This window comes from Micromonospora sp. DT46, assembly GCF_049841735.1.
GTDB classification, from domain to species: domain Bacteria; phylum Actinomycetota; class Actinomycetes; order Mycobacteriales; family Micromonosporaceae; genus Micromonospora; species Micromonospora reichwaldensis.
Map to the genome: position 1 here is coordinate 438,980 of NZ_JBNCKW010000003.1, position 18,975 is coordinate 457,954.

The window sequence follows — 18,975 nt, forward strand, 5'->3', positions numbered from 1 at the left end:
CGGGCGAGGCGGCGACCGCCCGGGACACCGGCCGGACGGGTGGAACGGAGGTCGCGGGCCCCGTCCGCGACCTCCGTCCCTGCCCCTCGAGGGCGTTACTTGGCCCGCTGGACCACCGTGATGTCGTACCGCACGCCGCCGAGGTCGGCCCGTGCGGCGCCGGTGGTGTCCGGGCCGACCTGGGTCACGTTGACGGCGGTCTGTTCCCGGGTCGGCACGGCCGCCGTGAAGCTCAGCGAGAAGGCGAGCCGCTCACCGGGGTTGAGCTCCAGGTTGTCCAGGCTGGCCTGGCCGATGTCGACGATCTCGACCTGGTTGCGGCCCACCTCGCGGACACCCTTGCCGGCCTTGCCGCCCTTGGCCCAGCGCTCGAACAGGGTCGGTCCGAGGTCGGCGACGAGCCGGCCACCGGCGGCCTGGAACGGTGCCCCGGTCTGGCTGAAGACCACGCTGCTGCGGGCCGGCCGGGTCAGCGTGTTGCCGATGGCGAACGGCCGGATCTGCGCCAGGCCGCCGGCGGTCACCGCCACCGAGTCCACGTTGCGCCAGGCGATGTTGTTGTTGTTGCGGGTGTTGACGCCGATGTCCGGTCCCTCGAAGGTCATCGGGTCGTTGGCGGAGACCCAGCGGGCCAGCAGGCAGAAGTGACCCGGGCCGGGCACGTTGTCCCACGGGATGGTGACCGTGGTGACGCCCGGGTAGACCGGCACCGCCATCGCCCCGATCTGCGTCCACGCGCCCGGCCAGCCCGCCCCGCCGCCGGGCGTGGTCCGGTAGACCCAGATCGTGCCCTCCTCCATGACGCTGTCGCCGTACGGGCCGGGGTTACGCAGCTTGATGAAGATGTAGTTGCGCTGGCCGACGATCGGGTTCTGGCTGGTCGCGCACTCGATGGCGGTGTGGCAGACCTTGATGTCCGGGCTCTGCCAGAGCGGGTTCAACGCGTGCGGTTCGAGGCCCACGTCGGCGGCGGTGTCCTTCATGTACACGTCGACCGCGGCGGCGGTGGCGGGGCCGTCCGCCGGCCCGGCCAGTGGTGCGGCACCGGCCGCGGTGACGGACAACAGCGTCGCCAGTGCCGCGCCGGTGAGCAGGGCGAGCGTCGAACGGCGCGCTCTTCCTGCGAGTCTGGTAGACACATTTCCTCCCGATGATGGGGGATCGCCGTTCGCCCCGAGGTGGTGGCGTGGGCGGGTGGACACCCTTACGGAGTCCGATCGATGCGAGTAGATACATCTGGCGCTGGCGGGTGATGTCAGATGGCGTGACTTGCCGTCAAGCCGGCGAAAGCCGCGGAGCGCTCGGATGCGCTCAACTGCGTCGGTTGATGACCGCGAAGGCGGTCGCCCCGACCAGGACCTCCGTCAGGATCAGCAGCGCCAGCATCATCTCGACCGCGGCGCCGAGCCCGATCGCGATCCCCGCCGCACCGGTGAGCGGTAGCGCGAGCAGCCCGAGCACGGCCAGGGCGCGGGTGAGGACGGCGTCGTCCCGCTCGTCGCCCGACTGGGACCACGCCCGCTCGAAGGCCGTCGTACGGTCCGGTCGCCTGCTGAGCCGCCACGCCATCACCGCGGCACCGATCAGCCCGACCGCCGCGCCCAGGAGGAAGCCCACTCCCATGTTTCCGGGAGCGTGCTCGCGCAGCAGCAGGCCCACGGCGATCAGCAGCGCCACGATCGCCATGCCGACGCCGAGAGCCAGGGCCCTGCGCTTGTCCGTGTGTCGATCAGTCGACATGGAAGATCTCCTCGACGGTGCGGTGGAAGTGGCGCGCGATGGCGATGGCCAACGGCAGGGAGGGGTCGTAGCGGCCGTTCTCGATCGAGTTGATCGTCTGTCGCGAGACGCCCAGCGCCTGGGCCAGCTCGCGCTGGGACAGCCCGGTGGCCAGCCGGAGCGCGCAGAGGTCGTTCTTCATGAACACCCCCTGATGTCAAGTGACCTTGTCGTGACAAGCGTGCTTGACACCCTCCGGAATTGTCAAGCACGCTTGTCTCCGGCGAGGGCTCGCCGGCCCGATCGGCACCCCGGTGGCGACATGCCGGCCGGGAGCGCGGGCGACGGATCACTCACTGTCCGATGACCGACGCGCTACTGACTGCCACGGCCTTTCGGGTGCTACCTCTCTGCGGGCGTTCGGCCGACCGGGCCGGGCCGGCGAGCGAAGGAGCCCTCCACATGTTCCCGTTTCCCGACGAAGCGACCAGGAAGGCACTCGATCTCGGCCGGCGCGAGGTGTTCCAGACCTACCGGGTGCTGATGGCGTGCGAACTGCAGCGGCTGCGCCCCGTCGTCGGGGCACTGCCGGCAGGGCTGCGCCGCGAGCAGTTGACCGCCCGGCTTGACAAGGTCGCCGCCCTGGCCGTCGGGACCTGGCTGCAACAGATCTCGGAACGCGGCGCGACGATGCACCAGGCGGCCACGCTGTTCAAGGAGGTGCAGGACTCGCTCGACGGGGTCGTGCCCTCCGCCGTCGGCAACCCGTATCTCGTCGCCGCTGTGGACGAACTGAAGACCAGGATCGTCGACGTCATGAACGACGACAAGAGCCCCACGCACGTCGCCGTCAACACCGCGTTCGCGCGTCTGTTCGGGTCCACCTCGTCGGTGGCCAAGGCGCGTTTCGCGCAGACGGTCACGGCCCTGCGGGCAGTGCTCGAGCGCACCGACGGCCGCCGGTCGGGATTCGTGTGCAACCTGTCGTTGCCCGACGGGATGGGCGCACTGGCCAGCGGTCAGGGTGACACCGCCATCATCAACGTGGGGCGCTCCGCGCTCGACGGCACGATGCACCTGTGGGAGCTCGCCGCCACGCTCGCTCACGAGGGCACGCACATCCTGGCGGACAATCCGACGGTCGACATCGTCTACCGCCACCGCAACGCCGCCTACTACCTGCAGGGCCAGATCGCCCTGCAGAACGCCGCCAACTTCGAGCAGACCGTCTGCGAGGCGTTGGGCCAGGGTGGCCCGTTCCCCACCGACGCGCAGGTGGCCGCCATGCGGGGACGCGCCGCGCCCCGGATGGACTCGCTGCACACCGTGCTCGCGTCCCGCATCACCCGCGCGTGGGTGCGCACCTACGACTTCACCCGCCTCGACTTCACCAGGACCGACCTGCCCAAGCCGGTCGCTCTCGTGCTCACCGACCTGCCGCAGGACCGGGCGTACGCGCCGTTGATCGGGGCGTACATGGAGGCGCTGCACGCGGCCATGTTGGCGCTGATGCGGGCGGAGGGGCGGCTGGTGGTGCGGGTCGAGCCGAAGATGCTGAACCACTCGACGGTCATCAACGCGGACGGCACCATCCGGTTCACCATCAACTCCGACCTCGCCGCCCGGACGCCCGTCGCCCAGCTCCTGCACTGGATGCTCGACGAACTCGTCGCCGAGGCGAAGTGCCAGATCCCCAAGGACACGGCGCAACTGCTGGCCCTGATCCTGGGCATCGAGAAGTTCGACCGGGACAACGTGCACGACGTGCTGAACGACTTCTACGACTCCTTCCACTGAGCGGCGGCTGCCGAGCGGTGCGCCGACGTGATGCTGCCCCCCGTGGCGTCGGCGGCGTACCCATCGACCACAATCGGAGGCCGTCATCATCCACAGTCGAAGGGACGCGAGTGAAACGCCGCCTTCTGCACATCCTGACGGTCGCGACCGTCGTCTTCTCCGGTACGGCTGTGGTGGCCGCGCCGGCCTCGGCGAGCGACGCGTGGGGCATCGTCTGCAACCTCCGGGAGAACACCTGGCTGCGCGCCGCGCCGCACAGCCACGTGCTGCTCACCCTGACTGCCGGCCGCGGGTTCCGCTGGCACGGTCAGGTCTCGGCGGTCGACGACGACGCCTGGATCTACGGTCACGGCGCTGAGAACCCGTCCGTGGACGGCTGGGTCCCGGCCCGCAACACCACCTGCTGAACCGGTAGTTCCGCCGGGACGGCCGCCGACCGCTGCCGTCCCGGCGCACCGTGGCAGCCGAAAGTCGCTGACCATGCCGGTCCCCGGTCGTCCGTGCAGCCGACCCGGCGACGGGCGCCCGGGGGTGGCTAACGGGGCGTCAGCACGCAGAACTCGTTGCCGTCGGGGTCGGCCATGACCACCCAGCTGACCTCGCCCTGGCCGATGTCGATCCGGGTGGCCCCGAGGGAGAGCAGCCGGTCGACCTCCGTCTGCTGGTCGCCGTCCGCAGGCGGAGCGAGGTCGAAGTGCAGTCGTTGCTTGCCTGTCTTCGGATTCAGGGGTGGACCACCCCACGTGATCTTCGGGCCGCCGAGCGGTGAACGGATCGCGGTCTCCTGGTCCTGGTCCCAGACCAGCGGCCACCCCAGCGCCTCGCTCCAGAAGTAGCCGACCTCCTGCGAGCCGTCGCAGGCCAGCGCCCCGACGAATCCGCAGTCGGCGAGGAAGTTGTTGCCCGGCGCGATGACGCAGAACTCGTTGCCGTCGGGATCGGCGAGCACGATGTGACCCTCTTCGGGCCGTTGGCCGACGTCGATGTGCTCCGCGCCGAGTTCCAGCGCCCGGGCCACCGTCTGCCGCTGGTCTTCGAGGGATGTGCTCGTCAGGTCGAAGTGCATCGGGTTCGGGCCGACCTTCGGTCTCCCGGTCGGAAGGAAACGGATCCGGAACCCGGTGTCGTCACCGGGCAGCAGCGCGACACCGTCGTGTGGGTCGTCGGCCACGTCCCAGCCCAGGACCCCGGACCAGAACCGGGCGAGCCGCAGGGGTTGGTTCGCGTCGAAGCTGAGCGCGAACAGTTGACTCGTCATCTCCTGCGCATCTCCGATCGGCGGTGTGACCGCTGTCGACAGCACGCCTCGCCGGCGCGTAGCTCGGGAGCCTAGGGGCGGGCCGCGTCGTGCGCAGCCGAGTATTCGACGGCCGCCGGGCCGCCGGGCCGCCGGCCACCTCGCCGCCGGCGGCGAGGTGGCTCCGTTCATGGCGGCTACGAGACGTGCTGCCAGAGTGGGGAGATCCGGGCCCGCGCGAAGCGCCAGCCGGTCGGCGTACGCGTGGCGGTGTAGCGGGCCTGGACACCGGCGACCCGGTGCGGCGCCTCGCCCCGGCGGAAGAAGTACACGAGCTGATGGGTGCCGACCTCGGCGTGGTCGCCGTCGAGATCCACCACCACGTCGGTGTTGAGGTGCTGGGTCGACTCCTCCTCGGGGCTGGTCCGCCGTAGGACGTCGACGATGTCGTCGATGCCGTGCAGGGCCCCGCGCGGGCTGCTGGTCTCGGCGTCCGGGGCATAGACGCCCCGCAGGTCCTCGAAGCGCCGCTCGTCCAGTGCCTGGGCGAGCCGGGCGACGAGTTCGGCGATCTCGGTGCGGTCGGTCACGGGTGACATCTCATTCTCCATATCGTTGGTGACGCCAACGATATGGCAGATCGTTGGCGCGGCCAACGGCCTGTTAGCGTGGTCACCCGTGGAACCGACACCGGATCGTCTCGCCACGAAGGCGAGCTGGCTGATCACGCAGACCGCGGTGCACGCGCGGCGGCTCGTCGCCCAGGGGTTCGCCACCGCGGGCGCACGGGGCTACCACTATCGGGTGCTCGCGGCGTTGCAGGAGTTCGGTCCCGCGAGCCAGGCGGAGCTGGGGCGGCGCTGCCGCATGGACCGCAGCGACGTCGTCGCGGCCGTGACCGAGCTGGAGGGGGAGGGCTTCGTCGAGCGCAGCGCCGACCCGGCGGACCGCCGACGCAACATCGTCAGCAGCACCGAGGCGGGCGTGCGACAGCTGCGGCGGCTGGACCGCGCGCTCGACGACGTGCAGGACGAGTTGCTCGCCCCACTGTCGGCCGCCGAACGGCAGGCCCTGGTCGCGTTGCTCGGCAAGGTGCTCGACCACCACGGCGGCGCGCCGACATCGTGATCCGGCCTGAGCGCCACCGGGCCGCACCCACCGGCGCTCGCGCTACCGATCAGCCGACGTGTCGATGCGGACGCAGACGCCGGCCGCCGACCGCCGGCCGCCGGCCGGCTGGTGTGACCTAGGTCATCACATCTTCTCCCGTCGGGGCCGCGACTGACCGTTCGCGGTGCGCTCGGACCGCCCGGACCTGCGGCTTCCGCGGATCGCGTCCGCTCGTCCCGCTGACCGGGCCTCGGCTGCTCGGCCGATGGGTCGCTGTCGTGTCGGTCACTACTGTTAGCGTGCCCTCGTTGTCGATCACGGCCGATTCCTCACGAAATCTGGCTGTTCTGCCACTGCGGAGGGTATTCCTGATGGCCTGGCTACCGGTGGGAGACTCGTACGAGATCTCCCTCGTGGACGGAAAGGTGGCGGCCCGGTCCACCGGCCCGCGCGCCGGTGGCCGTCCCCTGAAGACGTTGCCGAAGGCGCTGCGTGACGACCCCGAGGTGGACCGGCTGCGCCAGCTCGCCCAGTGGCTGGACCGGCACGCCGCCGAATGCCTGGCCCGGGTCGACGCCTGGGTGGTGTCCTCGCTGCCGGTGCCGACGGGGCTGCTGGCCCGGGTCTGGCCGGACCCGGCCTGGCAGGACGCGCTGCGCGACCTCGTGGTCCTCGGGGACGACCCGGCCGAGCCGGGCTTCCTGCGCGACGTCACCGACACCGGCGACCTCCGCGTGGTCAACCTCGACGGGGACACCGTCCGGCTCTCGCCGGCGACCGCCACGCTGCCGCACCCGGTGCGCCTGCCCGACCTGCCCGACCTGCGCGAGTTCGCCGACGAACTGGACGTCACCCAGCGGATCGAGCAACTGCACCGGGGCACTTGGGGCAAGCCCGACGTGCTGAAGCAGCGCGACACGGCCATCACCGACTTCCGCGGCACCACGGTCCCCAACCGGCTCGCCGCCCGGGCCGCCACGCTCGGCTTCCGGGTCTCCGGCTCGCAGGTCAGGTGCCGGATCTGGGAGGCAGGCCGCACGGTCGAGGCCGCCATGCGGTTCGACGAGGACTACTGGGACTCCGAGGCGACCCTGGGCAACCTCTCCTGGTCGGCGGTGGACGGCCCGACGTTGCGGTTGACCGAGGTCGGGCCGGTGGCCTGGTCGGAAGGAATGCGAATGGCGACGGCCCTGTCCGGTGCCGTGACCGGAACGGGGAAGAAGGCGTGACCGGGATGACGACGACCACCGGCGACGGCTCGGTCGAGAGCCTGCTGACCGCCGGCGCGGTGCTGCCGGCCGACACCGCCGGGGCCGGCGACCGGGCGGTGCCCCTCACCGCCCGCACCTACCGGCACCCGGTCCTCGGCGACCGACCGGTGGTCCGCCTGGTCGACGCCGCACTCGGCGAGGGCGAGGACATCGCCGTCGAGTTCCTCGGCCTGAAGCCGGGCGCCGAGCCGGTCGTCGTCGGGCTGGGCCCCCGCCGGCCGCTGGCGTTCCCCGAGTGGGTGCTGGTGCACCACCCGGCGGACGGCCGGCACGCGTTGGCGGTGGTGCCGGAGTTGCAGAAGCTGGCCAAGCAGGTGCGGTCGCGGCCGAAGGCCGCCCTGGACGGGCACCAGAGCATCGCCGACCGGCTCGCCCGCACGCTGCCGCACTTCCTGCCGACGTTCTTCGAGCAGGCGGCGCGGGTGTTCCTGGCCGCCGGGCAGGACGCGTACGCGACGCAGCTGTTCAACAAGGCGCGTAAGGCGGAGGCGCAGCACGGCCTGCCGGTCGACCTGAACCGGCTGGACGAGGTCTACGTGGAGTTCGCCTCGGCCAAGGTCGTGTCCGCGACCGCGTTGGCGGGCTACGCCAAGGAGCTGTCCGCCCAGTTGCCGGCAGGCGAGGCGCTGGAGCGGTTCTGCCGGCTGGCGCTGCGGGCCGCGACCGCCGGCGTGGTCCCGTCCACCCAGTCGGCCGGCGTGGTGAACCGGCTGGTCCGGGCCGCCACCAAGGCCGCCGGTAAGGCCGGCGCGGCCGCCGTCGCCGAGCGCGAGGCGGCCTACCTGACCGAGCTGCTCCGGTTGCCGGTGGCCGCCGAGGCGCCGGCCGGCTGGTGGAAGGCGCACCTGCCGGCGGTGACGGCGCTGGCCGGCCGTGACCCGGCGATCCGCGGCAGCCTGCTCGACCTGATGCCCGCCGACCGGGACGACCTGGTCACGTGGCTGGCCCTGCTGACCGACACCGGTGCGCTCGCCGGGCTGTCCGACGCGGACGTGCCGGACCCGGCCCGCCCGCAGGACGGCTCCGTCGGCTGGCTGCGCCGCTTCGTGGGCCGGGTCAACTCCGGCCACCACCGCCGTCGGCTGCCGCAGCTGTACCCGCTCGTCGAGCGGATGGCGGACCGGCTGCGCGTCGAGCTGGCCGACAGCGGCGAGACCCTCGGCGCGGACGGGGACCTGGAACTGCTCGACCTGCTGCTCGCCCTCGACCTGCCGGTGGCCGCGCCGAAGGAGCACGAGGCCCTGGACCTGGCGAACTGGGTCAAGCGCGGGGGAGAGCGCGATCTGCTCGCCGTGGCGGGCGACGACCGGTTCACCGGCGCCCTGCGCCGGGGCCTCGACCAGCTCGACGACCAGCAGGCCGCCCTGCGCCGGATGGTCGAGACGCCGGGCGTCCGGCCGATGCTGATCGACTGGCTGCGGGCCCGGATCCGCGACCGGTTCGCCGCCGGGCTGCCGTACCTGCCGGCGTCGGTGGACTGGCTGGGCCGGCTCCCGGTCGAGGCGCTGCGCCTGGTCTCCGACGAGCTCGACGGAGCGGGCGAGCCCGGCCGGGGCGGCGGCCTCGGGCAGGCCCTCGGCGTCGACCTCGCCGAGCGCGTCGCCCGCAGCCTGCGCGGCGGACTCCTCGCCGAGCTGGGCTGGCCGGACTGGGAGCTGGCCTGGCAGGAGGTCACCGGCGGCGACCGGCAGGTCGAGGTGATCCGGCAGGAGGCCTGGCCGTACGCGATCCTGGGCGGGCCGACCACGGTGCGCGTGATCGGCGCCGAGGGCATCGTGCTTCGCCACGACCTGCGCATCCCGGCCGGCGACATGTGGGGCCAGCCCGGCTACCACTACGTCGACGGCCAACTGCTGGTCTACTGGCGTTCCAAGGCGCTCAACTACGACCTGCGTGGCTACTGGCACTCGTCGCCCGGCGAACCGCAGCTCATCCAGGGCCGTCACCACGGCAGCCAGCCGCGCGGGAAGCAGATCACCCTGCCGCTGGCCGGCGGCGGCCGGACCACCGGCGACGGCGTGCTGCACGCCGGTGACACCGCTGTCCCGTCGGAGCTGCCGGTCATCACCGACGGCACCTCGCACTGGGTGTACCGGCACGGCGAGGACGACGACACCCACGGCTGGCGCGAGTACGACCCGGTCGCCAACACCCATGGCCGGCGCGGCCTGCCCGGGTTCCTGGCCGACCTCCCGGTCGACGGGAGCCGCCTCCAGGAATCGGCCAGCTGGCTGCGGCCGGCCCTGTCCGACCGGGCCACCCCGGCCGCCGTCCCCGTGGACGGGCTGCTCGGCTGGCGGGTGGTCACGCTGCCGGACGGTTCGGTACGCGGTACGGACCTGGCCGGTCGTACCGTCACCGTCGCCGCGGGCCAGGAGCCGGTCGCGGCGCTGGTGCTGCCCGGCGACGACCGGCCCCGGGCCGTGCTCAAGGGCCTCGTCCTGGTCGACCCGGACGGGGTGGTGTCGGCCGCCGCCGGACCGCCGTCCAACCGGGACTACAGCCCCGGCACGGTCCCGCTGCCGGCCCGGCAGTTTCTCGGCAACCTGCTGCCTCGCGACCCGGCCGGCTCCACCGCCCTGCGCCGGATGGACCGGGAGACCGCCGCCGCGCTGCTGAAGGTCGCCCTCGACGAGCGCCGCGCCGTCCTGGCCGAAGAGGCGGCACGGGCCGCGGCCCGCGCGGCGGCGCGGTCCGGGCTGACCGTGGCCACCCAGGCCATCACCGGCCTTCCCGTCGCCGTTCCCGCGTCCACGGTCGGCGCCGGCTCCGGCCCCGCCACCACCGCCGTCGAGGACGACACGGACGCGCTGGTGGAGCTGGTCCGCTCGACGGTGCCGGCGCTCAGTCACGACGCCCTGCTGGCCGGGGTGGTCGGGGCGCTGCGGCTGGCCGCCCGGGTACGCACCGACCTGGAGGCGGTGACGGAGCGGCTCACCAGGTCGCTGTCCGCCCCGGTCGCGGTGGTGCCGACGGCCACCGTGACCGGACCCACCGACCGGCAGCTCAGCGAGGCGCTGGACGGCCTGCGCGGCTCGACCCACGGGGCGGGCACCGCGACCGGCGTCTTCACCCAGTTCCAGGCGTTCACCATCCGGCGCTCCGCCACGGGCGGAAACGGCTCCGCCACGGGCGGGAACGGCTCCGCCGTGCGGCTGCACCTCGACGGGCCGTCGCTGCCGTCCACGCCGGACTGGTGGTCCCTGCTCGGGGGCGTCGCCGCGGTCGCCTACCGGGCCGTCGCGGCGGTCACCCCGGACGAGCACCGGGAGACGCTGCGGGCCCTGCTCACGGAGCTGGACGGGCTCGACCTGAGCACGGCGGCGGAGCCGGGGCGGTGGCGCCGGTGCAGGCTGCACCTGCTCGACGACGAGCTGAAGAACCCGGACGGCTCGCGCCGCTACCCCAGGCCCGGCATCCTGCCGTTGCCCGACGGGGCGTTCGTCGCCGTCCTCAACTCCAGCGGTACGGCCACCGGCTACTTCTTCGACGCGCTGCACCACGATCCGGCCGGTGTGTTCGCCGTGCCCGAGCCGTACACGGTGCACTCCTCGGAGCCAGTCGGTGACGGCCGGCCGGCCGGCTGGCTGGCCGGGTTCCTCGCCGAGTCGGCCGCGCGCGGCCCGCTGCCCTGGCGGCCGGAGGCGGCCGAACAGTTCGCCGAGCTGACCGGCGTCACCCCCACCGCCGCGAAGCTGGTGCTGGCCGGCCTGCCGTACGCGGACTCGGCGAACACGATGCCGGCCGAGCTGCGCAAGGCGCTCGGGATCAGGCAGGTCGGGGAGGTCAAGCTGGCGTTCGGGGTGCTGCGGGAGGCCCGGGCGACGCTGCGGCGGGCCGTGGTCTCGGCGCTGCTGCCCGAGGAACCGGCCCGGCTGTGGACCGAGGGCCCGGACGTGGCCGCCGCCGCGGCGGTGTGGAACGCCGCCCTGGGGCGCCGGGTGGTGGTGCCCGAACACCTGCTCGCCGAGGCGACGCGCGCGGTCCGCACCGGCTGGGCGCCGGCGAAGGCGTTGCCGGCGCTGCTCGACCCGGCCCGTTCGGCCGAGCTGAGCACCGACCTGGCCTTCGAGGTCAGGGGCGACCGGGCCCGGCCGGCCGACGCAAAGGCGGCGGGCTTCACCGGTCACGTGCTGCGCTCCACGGTCGCTTTGGCGGCCTGGGTCGCCCACCACACGCCGGCCGGGGACGCGTGCCGGGCCGCGCTGCCCGGCGCGCTGGCCGCGATCCGGAACCGGCTGGCCAGCCCCGGCCTGCTGCTCGACCTCGACCAGTACGTGTCCCTGCCCGCGTTCCGGCAGGTGGCGGGCACCCCGTCGGAGACCGGCCCCGGTTGGGAACGGTACGGCGCCATCGTCCTGTCCACCTACGACAGCCAGCCGTCGCCCGCGCTGCGGCCGGACCTGCTCGACGCCGACGGGACGGACCCGTACCTGCCGGCGCTGCGCGGGGACGCCGCGAAGCCGTACCCGGTCGAGGTGGCGCTGCGCCTGGTCCGTGACCCACTCTTCGTGGCGCTGCTCGGCGATCCGGGGGAGCCGGCCGGCGGTGCGCGGGCGGTGGACGGCACCTGGTGGCCGCAGGACCCGACCCGGTCGGTGCCGGACCTGGTCGCCGAGGTGGCCGGGGCGCACGGCCTGGGCGCCGACGCGGCGGCGGTGTACCTGATGCTGCTGGCCATGCCGGACCCGACCGACCGCAACACGGCGAAGTGGACCGGCTGGAAGCCGGCGCGGCTGAAGGCGGCCCGCGCCGAACTGGCCGGCACCGACCTGGTCGTCGAGGCCAGCCGGTCCCGGGCCGGCCGGTCGCTGTTCCTGCCCGGCCCGTGGCTGGAGCGCGGCAGCGGGCAGGCACCGATCGAGGGCTGGAAGGCCGCCCTGTTCGACCTCGCACCCGACGGCACGGCCGCGCTCGGCGTGACGGTGCCGTTCGCACCGGCCGCCGAGCTCCACCGGCGCGCCTGGCAACGCCTGCGCGACGGTGACCGGCCCCGCTTCGACCACCTGCCCACCTCCCGCTGACCCACCCCACACCACCCCCATCCGAACCGAAAGAGATCGAGGAACGCCCGTGACCGTGACGGAACACGTCCGCCCCACCGTGGCGCCGGAGACCGCCGCCCAGGTCCTCTCCGCCGAGCAGCGGTACGCCGACGAGCTGGCCTTCCTGGCCGCGTACGACGACGGGGCCCGGCCGCCGGGCTGGGCGCTGACCCCGCGCGCCGTGGTCACCTTCATCCAGGGCAGCGACGGCGAGGCGTTGAAGCTGCCCGCCGAGCGGCGCACCGGCGCGGACGGCACCGGACTGCCGGCCAGCATGACCATCCCGGCGAAGTTCGTCGGCGAGCGGAGCCTGGTCGAGCGGTGCGTGGTCACCCTGGCCGGTGAACGGGGCCTGCTGCTGGTCGGCGAGCCCGGCACCGCCAAGTCCATGCTGTCCGAGCTGCTGGCCGCCGCCGTCTGCGGCACCAGCGCGCTGACCGTGCAGGGCACCGCCGGCACCACCGAGGACGCCTTCCGGTACGGCTGGAACTACGCCCTGCTGCTCGCCCAGGGTCCGACCCCGCAGGCGCTTGTCGACTCGCCGGTGCTGACCGCGATGCGCACCGGCCGGGTGGTCCGGATCGAGGAGGTCACCCGCTGCCTGCCCGAGGTGCAGGACGCGCTGGTGTCCATCCTGTCCGACCGGCGGATGAACGTGCCGGAGCTGTCCGGCACCGAGGACGGGCTGATCCGCGCCACGCCCGGGTTCACCGTGATCGCCACCGCCAACCTGCGGGACCGGGGCGTGTCGGAGATGTCCTCGGCCCTCAAGCGCCGGTTCAACTTCGAGACCATCCACCCGATCTCCGACGCGGACGTCGAGACCGACCTGGTCCGCCAGCAGGCCACCGCCGCCGTGCAGCGCGCCGGCGCGGCGTACACGGTGGACGACGCGGTGCTGGACGCCCTGGTCACCGTGTTCCGCGACCTGCGTTCCGGCCGGTCGGGCGAGGGCTGGGACGTGGAACGGCCCGGCACGGTGATGTCCACCGCCGAGGCGGTGCAGGTGGCGGTGTCGCTCGGCCTGGCCGCCGCGTACCTGCCCGGTGGGGACGCGCTCGACCTGGTGCCCGGGCACCTGCTCGGCGTGGTCCGCAAGGACGACCAGAACGACCACGCCCGGCTGCTCGGCTACTGGGACGGCCCGGTCCGTCGCCGCGCCGAGGACGGCTCGGCGATGTGGCGCCGGCTCTGGGACCTGCGGGAGAGCCTGCGGTGACGACCCTCTCCAGTACGACGCCCGGTGCGGCCCCGCCGGCCGCCGACCCGGCGAGGGCCGATGCGACGTCGGCCGATCCGCGCGCCGTGGTCGACGCGCTCGCCGGTTCGGTGCGGCCGTACCTGATCGGGGTGCGGCACCACAGCCCGGCGCTGGCGGCGGTGGTGCCGGCGCTGCTGGACGCCGCCGGGGCCGAGGTGGTCTGCATCGAGCTGCCGGCCGACTTCCAGCGCTGGCTGCCGTACCTGTCCGATCCGGCCGCCCGGGCCCCGCTGGCCCTGGTCGGCAGCCACGGCGCGGACGGGCCGATGGGCTTCTACCCGTTCGCCGACTTCTCCCCGGAACTGGCCGCGATCCGCTGGGCCCGGCAGCACGGCGTGGAGGTGGTCTGCTGCGACCTGCCGCTGGCCGACCCCGGCTGGAGCGCCGGCGCCGCCGACCCCGACCCGACTGCCGGTGCCGAGCCGGCCGCCGGTGACGAGCCCGCACCGGACGCGGGGGAGCCGGTGCCCGGCCTGCGCCGGTCCTACGCCGCCGCGCTCAGCGCCAGCGGCACCGGCCGCGACGGCGACGACCTGTGGGACCGGGTGGTCGAGGTGCGCGCCCCGGGCTGCCCGCCCGAGGCTGTCCGCCGGGCCGCGCTCGGCGTCGGCTGGGCGATGCGTACCGACAGCGCCAACCGCGACGGCGTACCGGGCCGGGACCTGGCCCGCGAGCGGCACATGCGCCGGGTACTGGCCGAGGCCGGCGTCGACGGCCGGCGGGTCGCCGCCGTCGTCGGCGCCTTCCACGCCCCGGCCCTTGTCCCCGCCCCGTCGACCGCCGCCGTCGACGTCGCGTCCACCCGGCCCGGCACCGCCCCGGCCGATCCGGTCCGGTCCGTGACGACCCCGCCCGGACCGGCCGCCACCGACGGCGACCGCACGGCGGTCACCTCGCTGGTGCCGTACGCGTTCGACCTGCTCGACTCCCGGTCCGGCTACCCGGCCGGGATCCGCGACCCGCGCTGGCAGCAGTCCGTCTTCACCGCCGCCGGCGACCCGGAACGGATCCGGGCCGCCGCCGCCCGGGCGGTCACCGACCTGTGCCGGGAACTCCGCGCGGCCGGCCACACCGCCGGCACCGGCGAGGCCACCGAGACGGTACGGCTCGCCGACGACCTGGCCCGGCTGCGGAACCTGCCCGCCCCCGGCCGGGGCGAGGTGCTGGAGGCGGTGACCACCGTGCTCGGCCAGGGTGAACTGCTCGGCCGCGGCCGGGCGCTGGCCAGGGCCCTGGAGAACGTGCTGGTCGGCGCCGAACGGGGCCGCATCGCCCCCGGCACGCCGCGCTCCGGGCTCGGCCCGGCGGTCGAGGCGGAACTCGCCACGCTGCGGCTGCCCGACCCGGGCAGCCCCAAGGCCCGCGAGGTGCGGCTGGACCCGCTGCGCACCGACCTGGACGGGCGGCGGGAGATCCTGCTGCAACGCCTCCAGATCTGCGGCGTCGGCTACGGCGAGCCCGTCGCGGTGTCCGGCACCGGCGACGGCGCCGCCCTGACCACCCGCTGGCAGCTGGCCTGGACGCCGTCCGTGGCGGCCCGGCTGGACCTGGTCGGCGTACGCGGGGTGACCGCCGCGCTGGCCGCCGCCGGCACCCTGCGGGAGCGGTTCCGCCGGGAGGCCGCCGACGGTGGCCCCACCGCCGCGCAGCTGCTCACCGGGCTGCGCGACGCCGCCCGGTGCGACCTGCCGGAGCTGGTCACCGACCGGCTCGACCTGGCCGCCACGGTGCTGCCGGGCACCGGCACGCTGCCGGAGCTGCTGGCCGCACTGGACCTGCTGGAGGCGCTGCGCCGCGAGCACCTGCCCGGCACCACCGCCGACGGCCGGGCCCGGGCGGCTGAGCTGGCCGTCGTGCTGCTGGACGCGGCGGTGCGCGGGCTGCCCGGCCTGGCCGGCAGCGACACCCCGGCCGACGCCGCCGCGCTGGTCGACCTCGCGGTACGGGCCGGCGAGGACCGCATCGGGCTGCGCCTGGACGAGGCCCTCGACCACCTGGCCCGCGCCGGTTCGCCGCTGATCCAGGGCGCCGCCCTGGCCGCCCGGGTGCTGCTCGACCTGACCGACCTGGAGACCCTGGGCACCCGGGTGGCCGGCTGGATCGACGCGGCGACCGGACCGGACACCCGACGGCACCTGCACCGGCTGCTCGGCGGCCTGCTCACCGGGGCACACCCGCTGTTGCAGTCCGCCCCGGCCGCGCTGGACCCGCTGCTGGAACGGATCGAGCGGCTCCCCGACGCCGACTTCCTGGACCGGCTGCCCGCGCTGCGCGGGGGGTTCGACGTGCTCACCCCGGCGGCCCGGGACCGGCTGCTGCACACCGTCACCGAACGGCTGGGTGACCGGCTCGACCTGAGCCTGTCCGCCCCGCCGGAGCTGCTGGCCCGCTGGGCCGCCGCCGACGCGGCCGGTCGGGCCGCCCTGCTCGCCCGCCACCTCCCCGTCCCGGGCACGCCGACCGGCCCCACCGAGGTCGACGCCGATGCCGACGTCACGCCCGGGCCGGACACCCCGGACGCCCGGCTCACCGCCAGCGACCGGTGGCGGCTGCTGCTCGGCCGCCAGCCCGACCGGTTGCCGGCCGACGCCCGCCGCTACGCCCGCGCCCTGGACGAGCTGTACGGGGCGGGCCAGGGCGAGGGCGCCACCGACCTCGGGCAGGCGGCCGGCGGCGGCCAGGAGGCCTCCTTCCCGACCGCCCGCGAGTGGGCCGACGAACTCGAGGCGCTGTTCGGCACCGCCGTACGCGAGGAGGTCATCGCCCGGGCGGCCGAGAGCGGCCGTACCGACGTGCTCACCGAACTCGACCCGGCCGCCGTACGCCCCTCGATGGAACTGCTGACCTCGGTGCTGTCGCTGGCCGGTGGCCTGCCCGAGGGGCAGTTGGCCAAGCTGCGGCCACTGGTACGGCGGCTGGTCGAGGAGCTGACCAGGCAGCTCGCCACCCAGGTGCGTCCGGCGCTGACCGGGCTGACCAACCCGCGTCCGACCAGCCGTCCCGGTGGCCGGATCAACCTGGCCCGTACGCTGCGGGCGAACCTGGCGCACACCCAGCGGCTCGGCGACGGCCGGACGGTGGTGGTGCCGCAACGCCCGGTCTTCAACAGCCGCACCCGCAAGGAGGCCGACTGGCGGCTGGTGCTGGTGGTCGACGTGTCCGGCTCGATGGAGGCGTCGGTGGTGTGGTCGGCGTTGACCGCCGCCGTACTGGCCGGGGTGCCCACCCTGTCCACCCACTTCCTCGCCTTCTCCACCGAGGTGGTCGACCTGACCGACCGGGTCGACGACCCGCTGTCGCTGCTGCTGGAGGTGTGCGTCGGCGGCGGTACGCACATCGCCGCCGGGCTGGCCGCCGCCCGCTCGCTGGTGACCGTGCCGAGCCGCACCATCGTCGCGGTGGTCAGCGACTTCGAGGAGGGTTATGCGCTGGCCGGGCTGCTCGGAGAGGTCCGCACGCTGGTCGGTTCCGGCGTGCACCTGCTCGGCTGCGCCGCGCTGAACGACAGGGGAGTGCCCTGCTACTCGGTGCCGGTCGCCGAGCAGCTCGTCGCGGCCGGGATGCCGGTCGCCGCTCTCAGCCCGCTCGAACTCGCCCGCTGGGTGGGCGACCGCATCCGCGGAGGATCACGTTGACGGACCGCACAGCCACCGCCGTGGACACCGACCGGTTGCCGCCGGTGCTGCCGGCGGTCGCCGCCGCGGCGGTGGCGGCCCTGCCACCCCGGCTGCACAGGCGGCTCGACGCCGCCGTCGAACGGCTGGCCGGCGTACCGGTCGGCCCGGTCGACGGCGGCGTGTCGGTCGACTGCGGTCCGGAGTCGCTGGTCACCCTGACGCCCGGAGCGACGGGCGCGGTCACCGACCCGCACCAGGCGCGGTGCAGCTGCCTGCTGGCGCCCCGCTGTCTGCACCGCACCGCCGTCCTGCTCGCCTGCCCCGTCGCCGACCCGGCCGCCCACCCCGATCCGGCGTTCACCGCCGCGGCGTCCCCGGCGTCGGACAGCGCCGCCGCGGCGTCCGGCCGGACCGGGCGTACCAGGAAGTCGGCCGGCGCGGCACCGACGAAGGCGCAGCGGGCCGCGGCCGGCGCGCTGTGGCGGGCGGCCGCCGCGGTGCTCGCGGCCGGCGTGCCGGCGGCCGGGGCGGTGCCCCAGGCCGAACTGCTGCGGGCCGCCCACGGCGCCCGGCTGGCCGGCCTACCGCGGGCCGAGAGCGCCGCGCTGCGCACGGTACGTGGGCTGCGCGCACACCGGGGACGGCAGAACGGCCACCGGTTGGCCGAGCTGGTCGAGGTGCTGCACGACCTGCTGTACGTCACCGGCCGACTGGCCGCCGGCGACGCCGACCCGGCGCTGGTCGGCGTCCTGCGGCGGGCCTACCAGCCGGACGGCACCCTGGAGGTGTACGGCGTCTGCCGGGAACCGGTGATCAGCGCGACCGGGTACGCCGGGGTGGTCACCCACCTGGTCGCCGCCGACGGGCGCCAGCTCTCCTTCGGCGACGTGAAACCGGGCGGTCCGGACCGGGCACGCGACTGCGCCCGGGCGGTCACCGAGATGGGCGCGGTCGCGGTCAACCACGCGGTACTGGCCCGTGGCGGCCTGCGGATCACCGGCACCACCGTCTCTCCGGACGGCCGGCTCGGCGCCGGTAAGGGGGTCCGGGCCATCCCGCTCACCGGGGCCGACTGGTCCACCGGGCCGCTGGCGCGACTGTTCGCCCGCCCGCTCGCCGAGGTGGTGACCGCGCAACTCGCCACCGAGGACCCGGAGGACCCGGCCCGGGCGGGGACCGCGCTGTTCGGCGGTGACCTGATGGTGGTGGGCGCCGTCGGTGACCAGGTGCTGGCCCGCGAGCTGGCCCCCGCCACCGACCCAGGAGGCGAGCGGGCGCCGGTGCCGGACGGGCCGCTGATCCGGCTGGTGCCGGTCGACTCCCACCCGATGCTGGCCCACGTGGCCAACCTGCGGCGGCTCGCCTCCCGGCCCGGCCTGCGGGTCCGGGTGGTCGGCCGGCTGGACCCGGACCGGGCCAGCACGCTGCGACCGCTCGCGGTCGGCCCGGTGCCCGGTGCCGCCGCCACGTTGCGGCTGCCGGCGGACTGGCACGGCCGGGCGGACCTCGGCTACGACGAGCTCCAGGGCGGCCACCTGCCGCCGCGCGACCCGGCGGAGACGACCGGACCCGTCCTGGCCGTCGGCGCCGACGCGGTTGCGGAGTCCCCGCTGTGGCGGGTCCGCCGGCTGGTGGAGTTGGCCGTCTCGGGCGGTCGCCGCGCCGTCGCCGAGGCGGCCCGCGGCGACGGCACCGGCCTGGCCGGCCCGCTGCGCCGCGCCGGCTTCACCACCGCCGCCGCGCTCACCACCGCGTTGGCCGACGAGTCCGACCGGCGCGGCCGGGACGCGTTCGGCCGGCGTACCGATCCCGACCCGGACCGGTACGCGTGGGCCTGGCTCGCCGCGACCGCGCATCTCGCCGCCGCCGAGCGGGAGCTGATCCGATCCTCCTGGACCGCCCCGCCGCTCGGCTGACC

General features: G+C 74.8%; 13 protein-coding genes. 8 read left to right on the forward strand and 5 right to left on the reverse strand.

Features of this window, described 5'->3' with window-relative positions; genetic code table 11:
• Positions 1-95: 95 nt before the first annotated feature.
• The 3 genes from ACLQ20_RS09855 to ACLQ20_RS09865 form a co-directional block, all read right to left on the reverse strand.
• Complete coding sequence (locus ACLQ20_RS09855; RefSeq protein WP_151455736.1) at positions 96-1,139, reverse strand: hypothetical protein; 1,044 nt, start codon at positions 1,137-1,139, stop codon at positions 96-98.
• A gap of 172 nt (positions 1,140-1,311) precedes the next feature.
• Entirely contained in the window at positions 1,312-1,740 is a 429-nt protein-coding gene (locus ACLQ20_RS09860; RefSeq protein ID WP_327028180.1) for a hypothetical protein, read from the reverse strand.
• Complete coding sequence (locus ACLQ20_RS09865) at positions 1,730-1,921, reverse strand: helix-turn-helix transcriptional regulator (RefSeq protein WP_121399264.1); 192 nt, start codon at positions 1,919-1,921, stop codon at positions 1,730-1,732. Before ACLQ20_RS09865 ends, ACLQ20_RS09860 begins: the two co-directional genes overlap by 11 nt.
• 260 nt (positions 1,922-2,181) lie before the next feature.
• On the opposite strand from ACLQ20_RS09865, the gene ACLQ20_RS09870 reads away from it, so the two are divergent.
• Both ACLQ20_RS09870 and ACLQ20_RS09875 read left to right on the forward strand, forming a co-directional pair.
• The gene (locus tag ACLQ20_RS09870; RefSeq protein ID WP_425855094.1) at positions 2,182-3,516 is read left to right on the forward strand and encodes a hypothetical protein; all 1,335 of its coding nucleotides are present in this window, start codon (positions 2,182-2,184) and stop codon (positions 3,514-3,516) included.
• 110 nt (positions 3,517-3,626) lie between these two features.
• Positions 3,627-3,923 carry a hypothetical protein gene (locus tag ACLQ20_RS09875; RefSeq protein WP_151455739.1) on the forward strand — a complete coding sequence of 99 codons (297 nt, stop codon included), beginning with the start codon at positions 3,627-3,629 and terminating at the stop codon, positions 3,921-3,923.
• Between the two features lie 128 nt (positions 3,924-4,051).
• Here ACLQ20_RS09875 and ACLQ20_RS09880 read toward each other — a convergent pair whose 3' ends face one another.
• On the reverse strand, positions 4,052-4,774 hold the full coding sequence (locus ACLQ20_RS09880) for a VOC family protein (RefSeq protein ID WP_151455740.1): 723 nt from the start codon (positions 4,772-4,774) through the stop codon (positions 4,052-4,054).
• 176 nt (positions 4,775-4,950) lie between these two features.
• Positions 4,951-5,352 (reverse strand): nuclear transport factor 2 family protein, encoded by a 402-nt coding sequence (locus ACLQ20_RS09885; RefSeq protein WP_192581466.1) that lies wholly within the window; start codon positions 5,350-5,352, stop codon positions 4,951-4,953.
• 79 nt (positions 5,353-5,431) lie between these two features.
• Here ACLQ20_RS09885 and ACLQ20_RS09890 point away from each other — a divergent pair, with 79 nt between their 5' ends.
• From ACLQ20_RS09890 to ACLQ20_RS09915, 6 genes are all read left to right on the forward strand, one after another.
• On the forward strand, positions 5,432-5,881 hold the full coding sequence (locus ACLQ20_RS09890; RefSeq protein ID WP_151455742.1) for a MarR family winged helix-turn-helix transcriptional regulator: 450 nt from the start codon (positions 5,432-5,434) through the stop codon (positions 5,879-5,881).
• A 353-nt stretch (positions 5,882-6,234) separates the two neighbouring features.
• Positions 6,235-7,092, forward strand: a complete 858-nt coding sequence (locus ACLQ20_RS09895) for a DUF4132 domain-containing protein (protein WP_151455743.1) — start codon at positions 6,235-6,237, stop codon at positions 7,090-7,092.
• A gap of 5 nt (positions 7,093-7,097) precedes the next feature.
• On the forward strand, positions 7,098-12,158 hold the full coding sequence (locus ACLQ20_RS09900) for a hypothetical protein (RefSeq protein ID WP_425855095.1): 5,061 nt from the start codon (positions 7,098-7,100) through the stop codon (positions 12,156-12,158).
• Positions 12,159-12,207: 49 nt separating this feature from the next.
• Positions 12,208-13,398, forward strand: a complete 1,191-nt coding sequence (locus ACLQ20_RS09905) for an ATP-binding protein (protein WP_358119571.1) — start codon at positions 12,208-12,210, stop codon at positions 13,396-13,398.
• The gene (locus ACLQ20_RS09910; RefSeq protein ID WP_425855096.1) at positions 13,395-17,075 is read left to right on the forward strand and encodes a vWA domain-containing protein; all 3,681 of its coding nucleotides are present in this window, start codon (positions 13,395-13,397) and stop codon (positions 17,073-17,075) included. Before ACLQ20_RS09905 ends, ACLQ20_RS09910 begins: the two co-directional genes overlap by 4 nt.
• Positions 17,072-18,973 (forward strand): hypothetical protein, encoded by a 1,902-nt coding sequence (locus ACLQ20_RS09915; protein ID WP_425855097.1) that lies wholly within the window; start codon positions 17,072-17,074, stop codon positions 18,971-18,973. Before ACLQ20_RS09910 ends, ACLQ20_RS09915 begins: the two co-directional genes overlap by 4 nt.
• Positions 18,974-18,975: the final 2 nt, after the last annotated feature.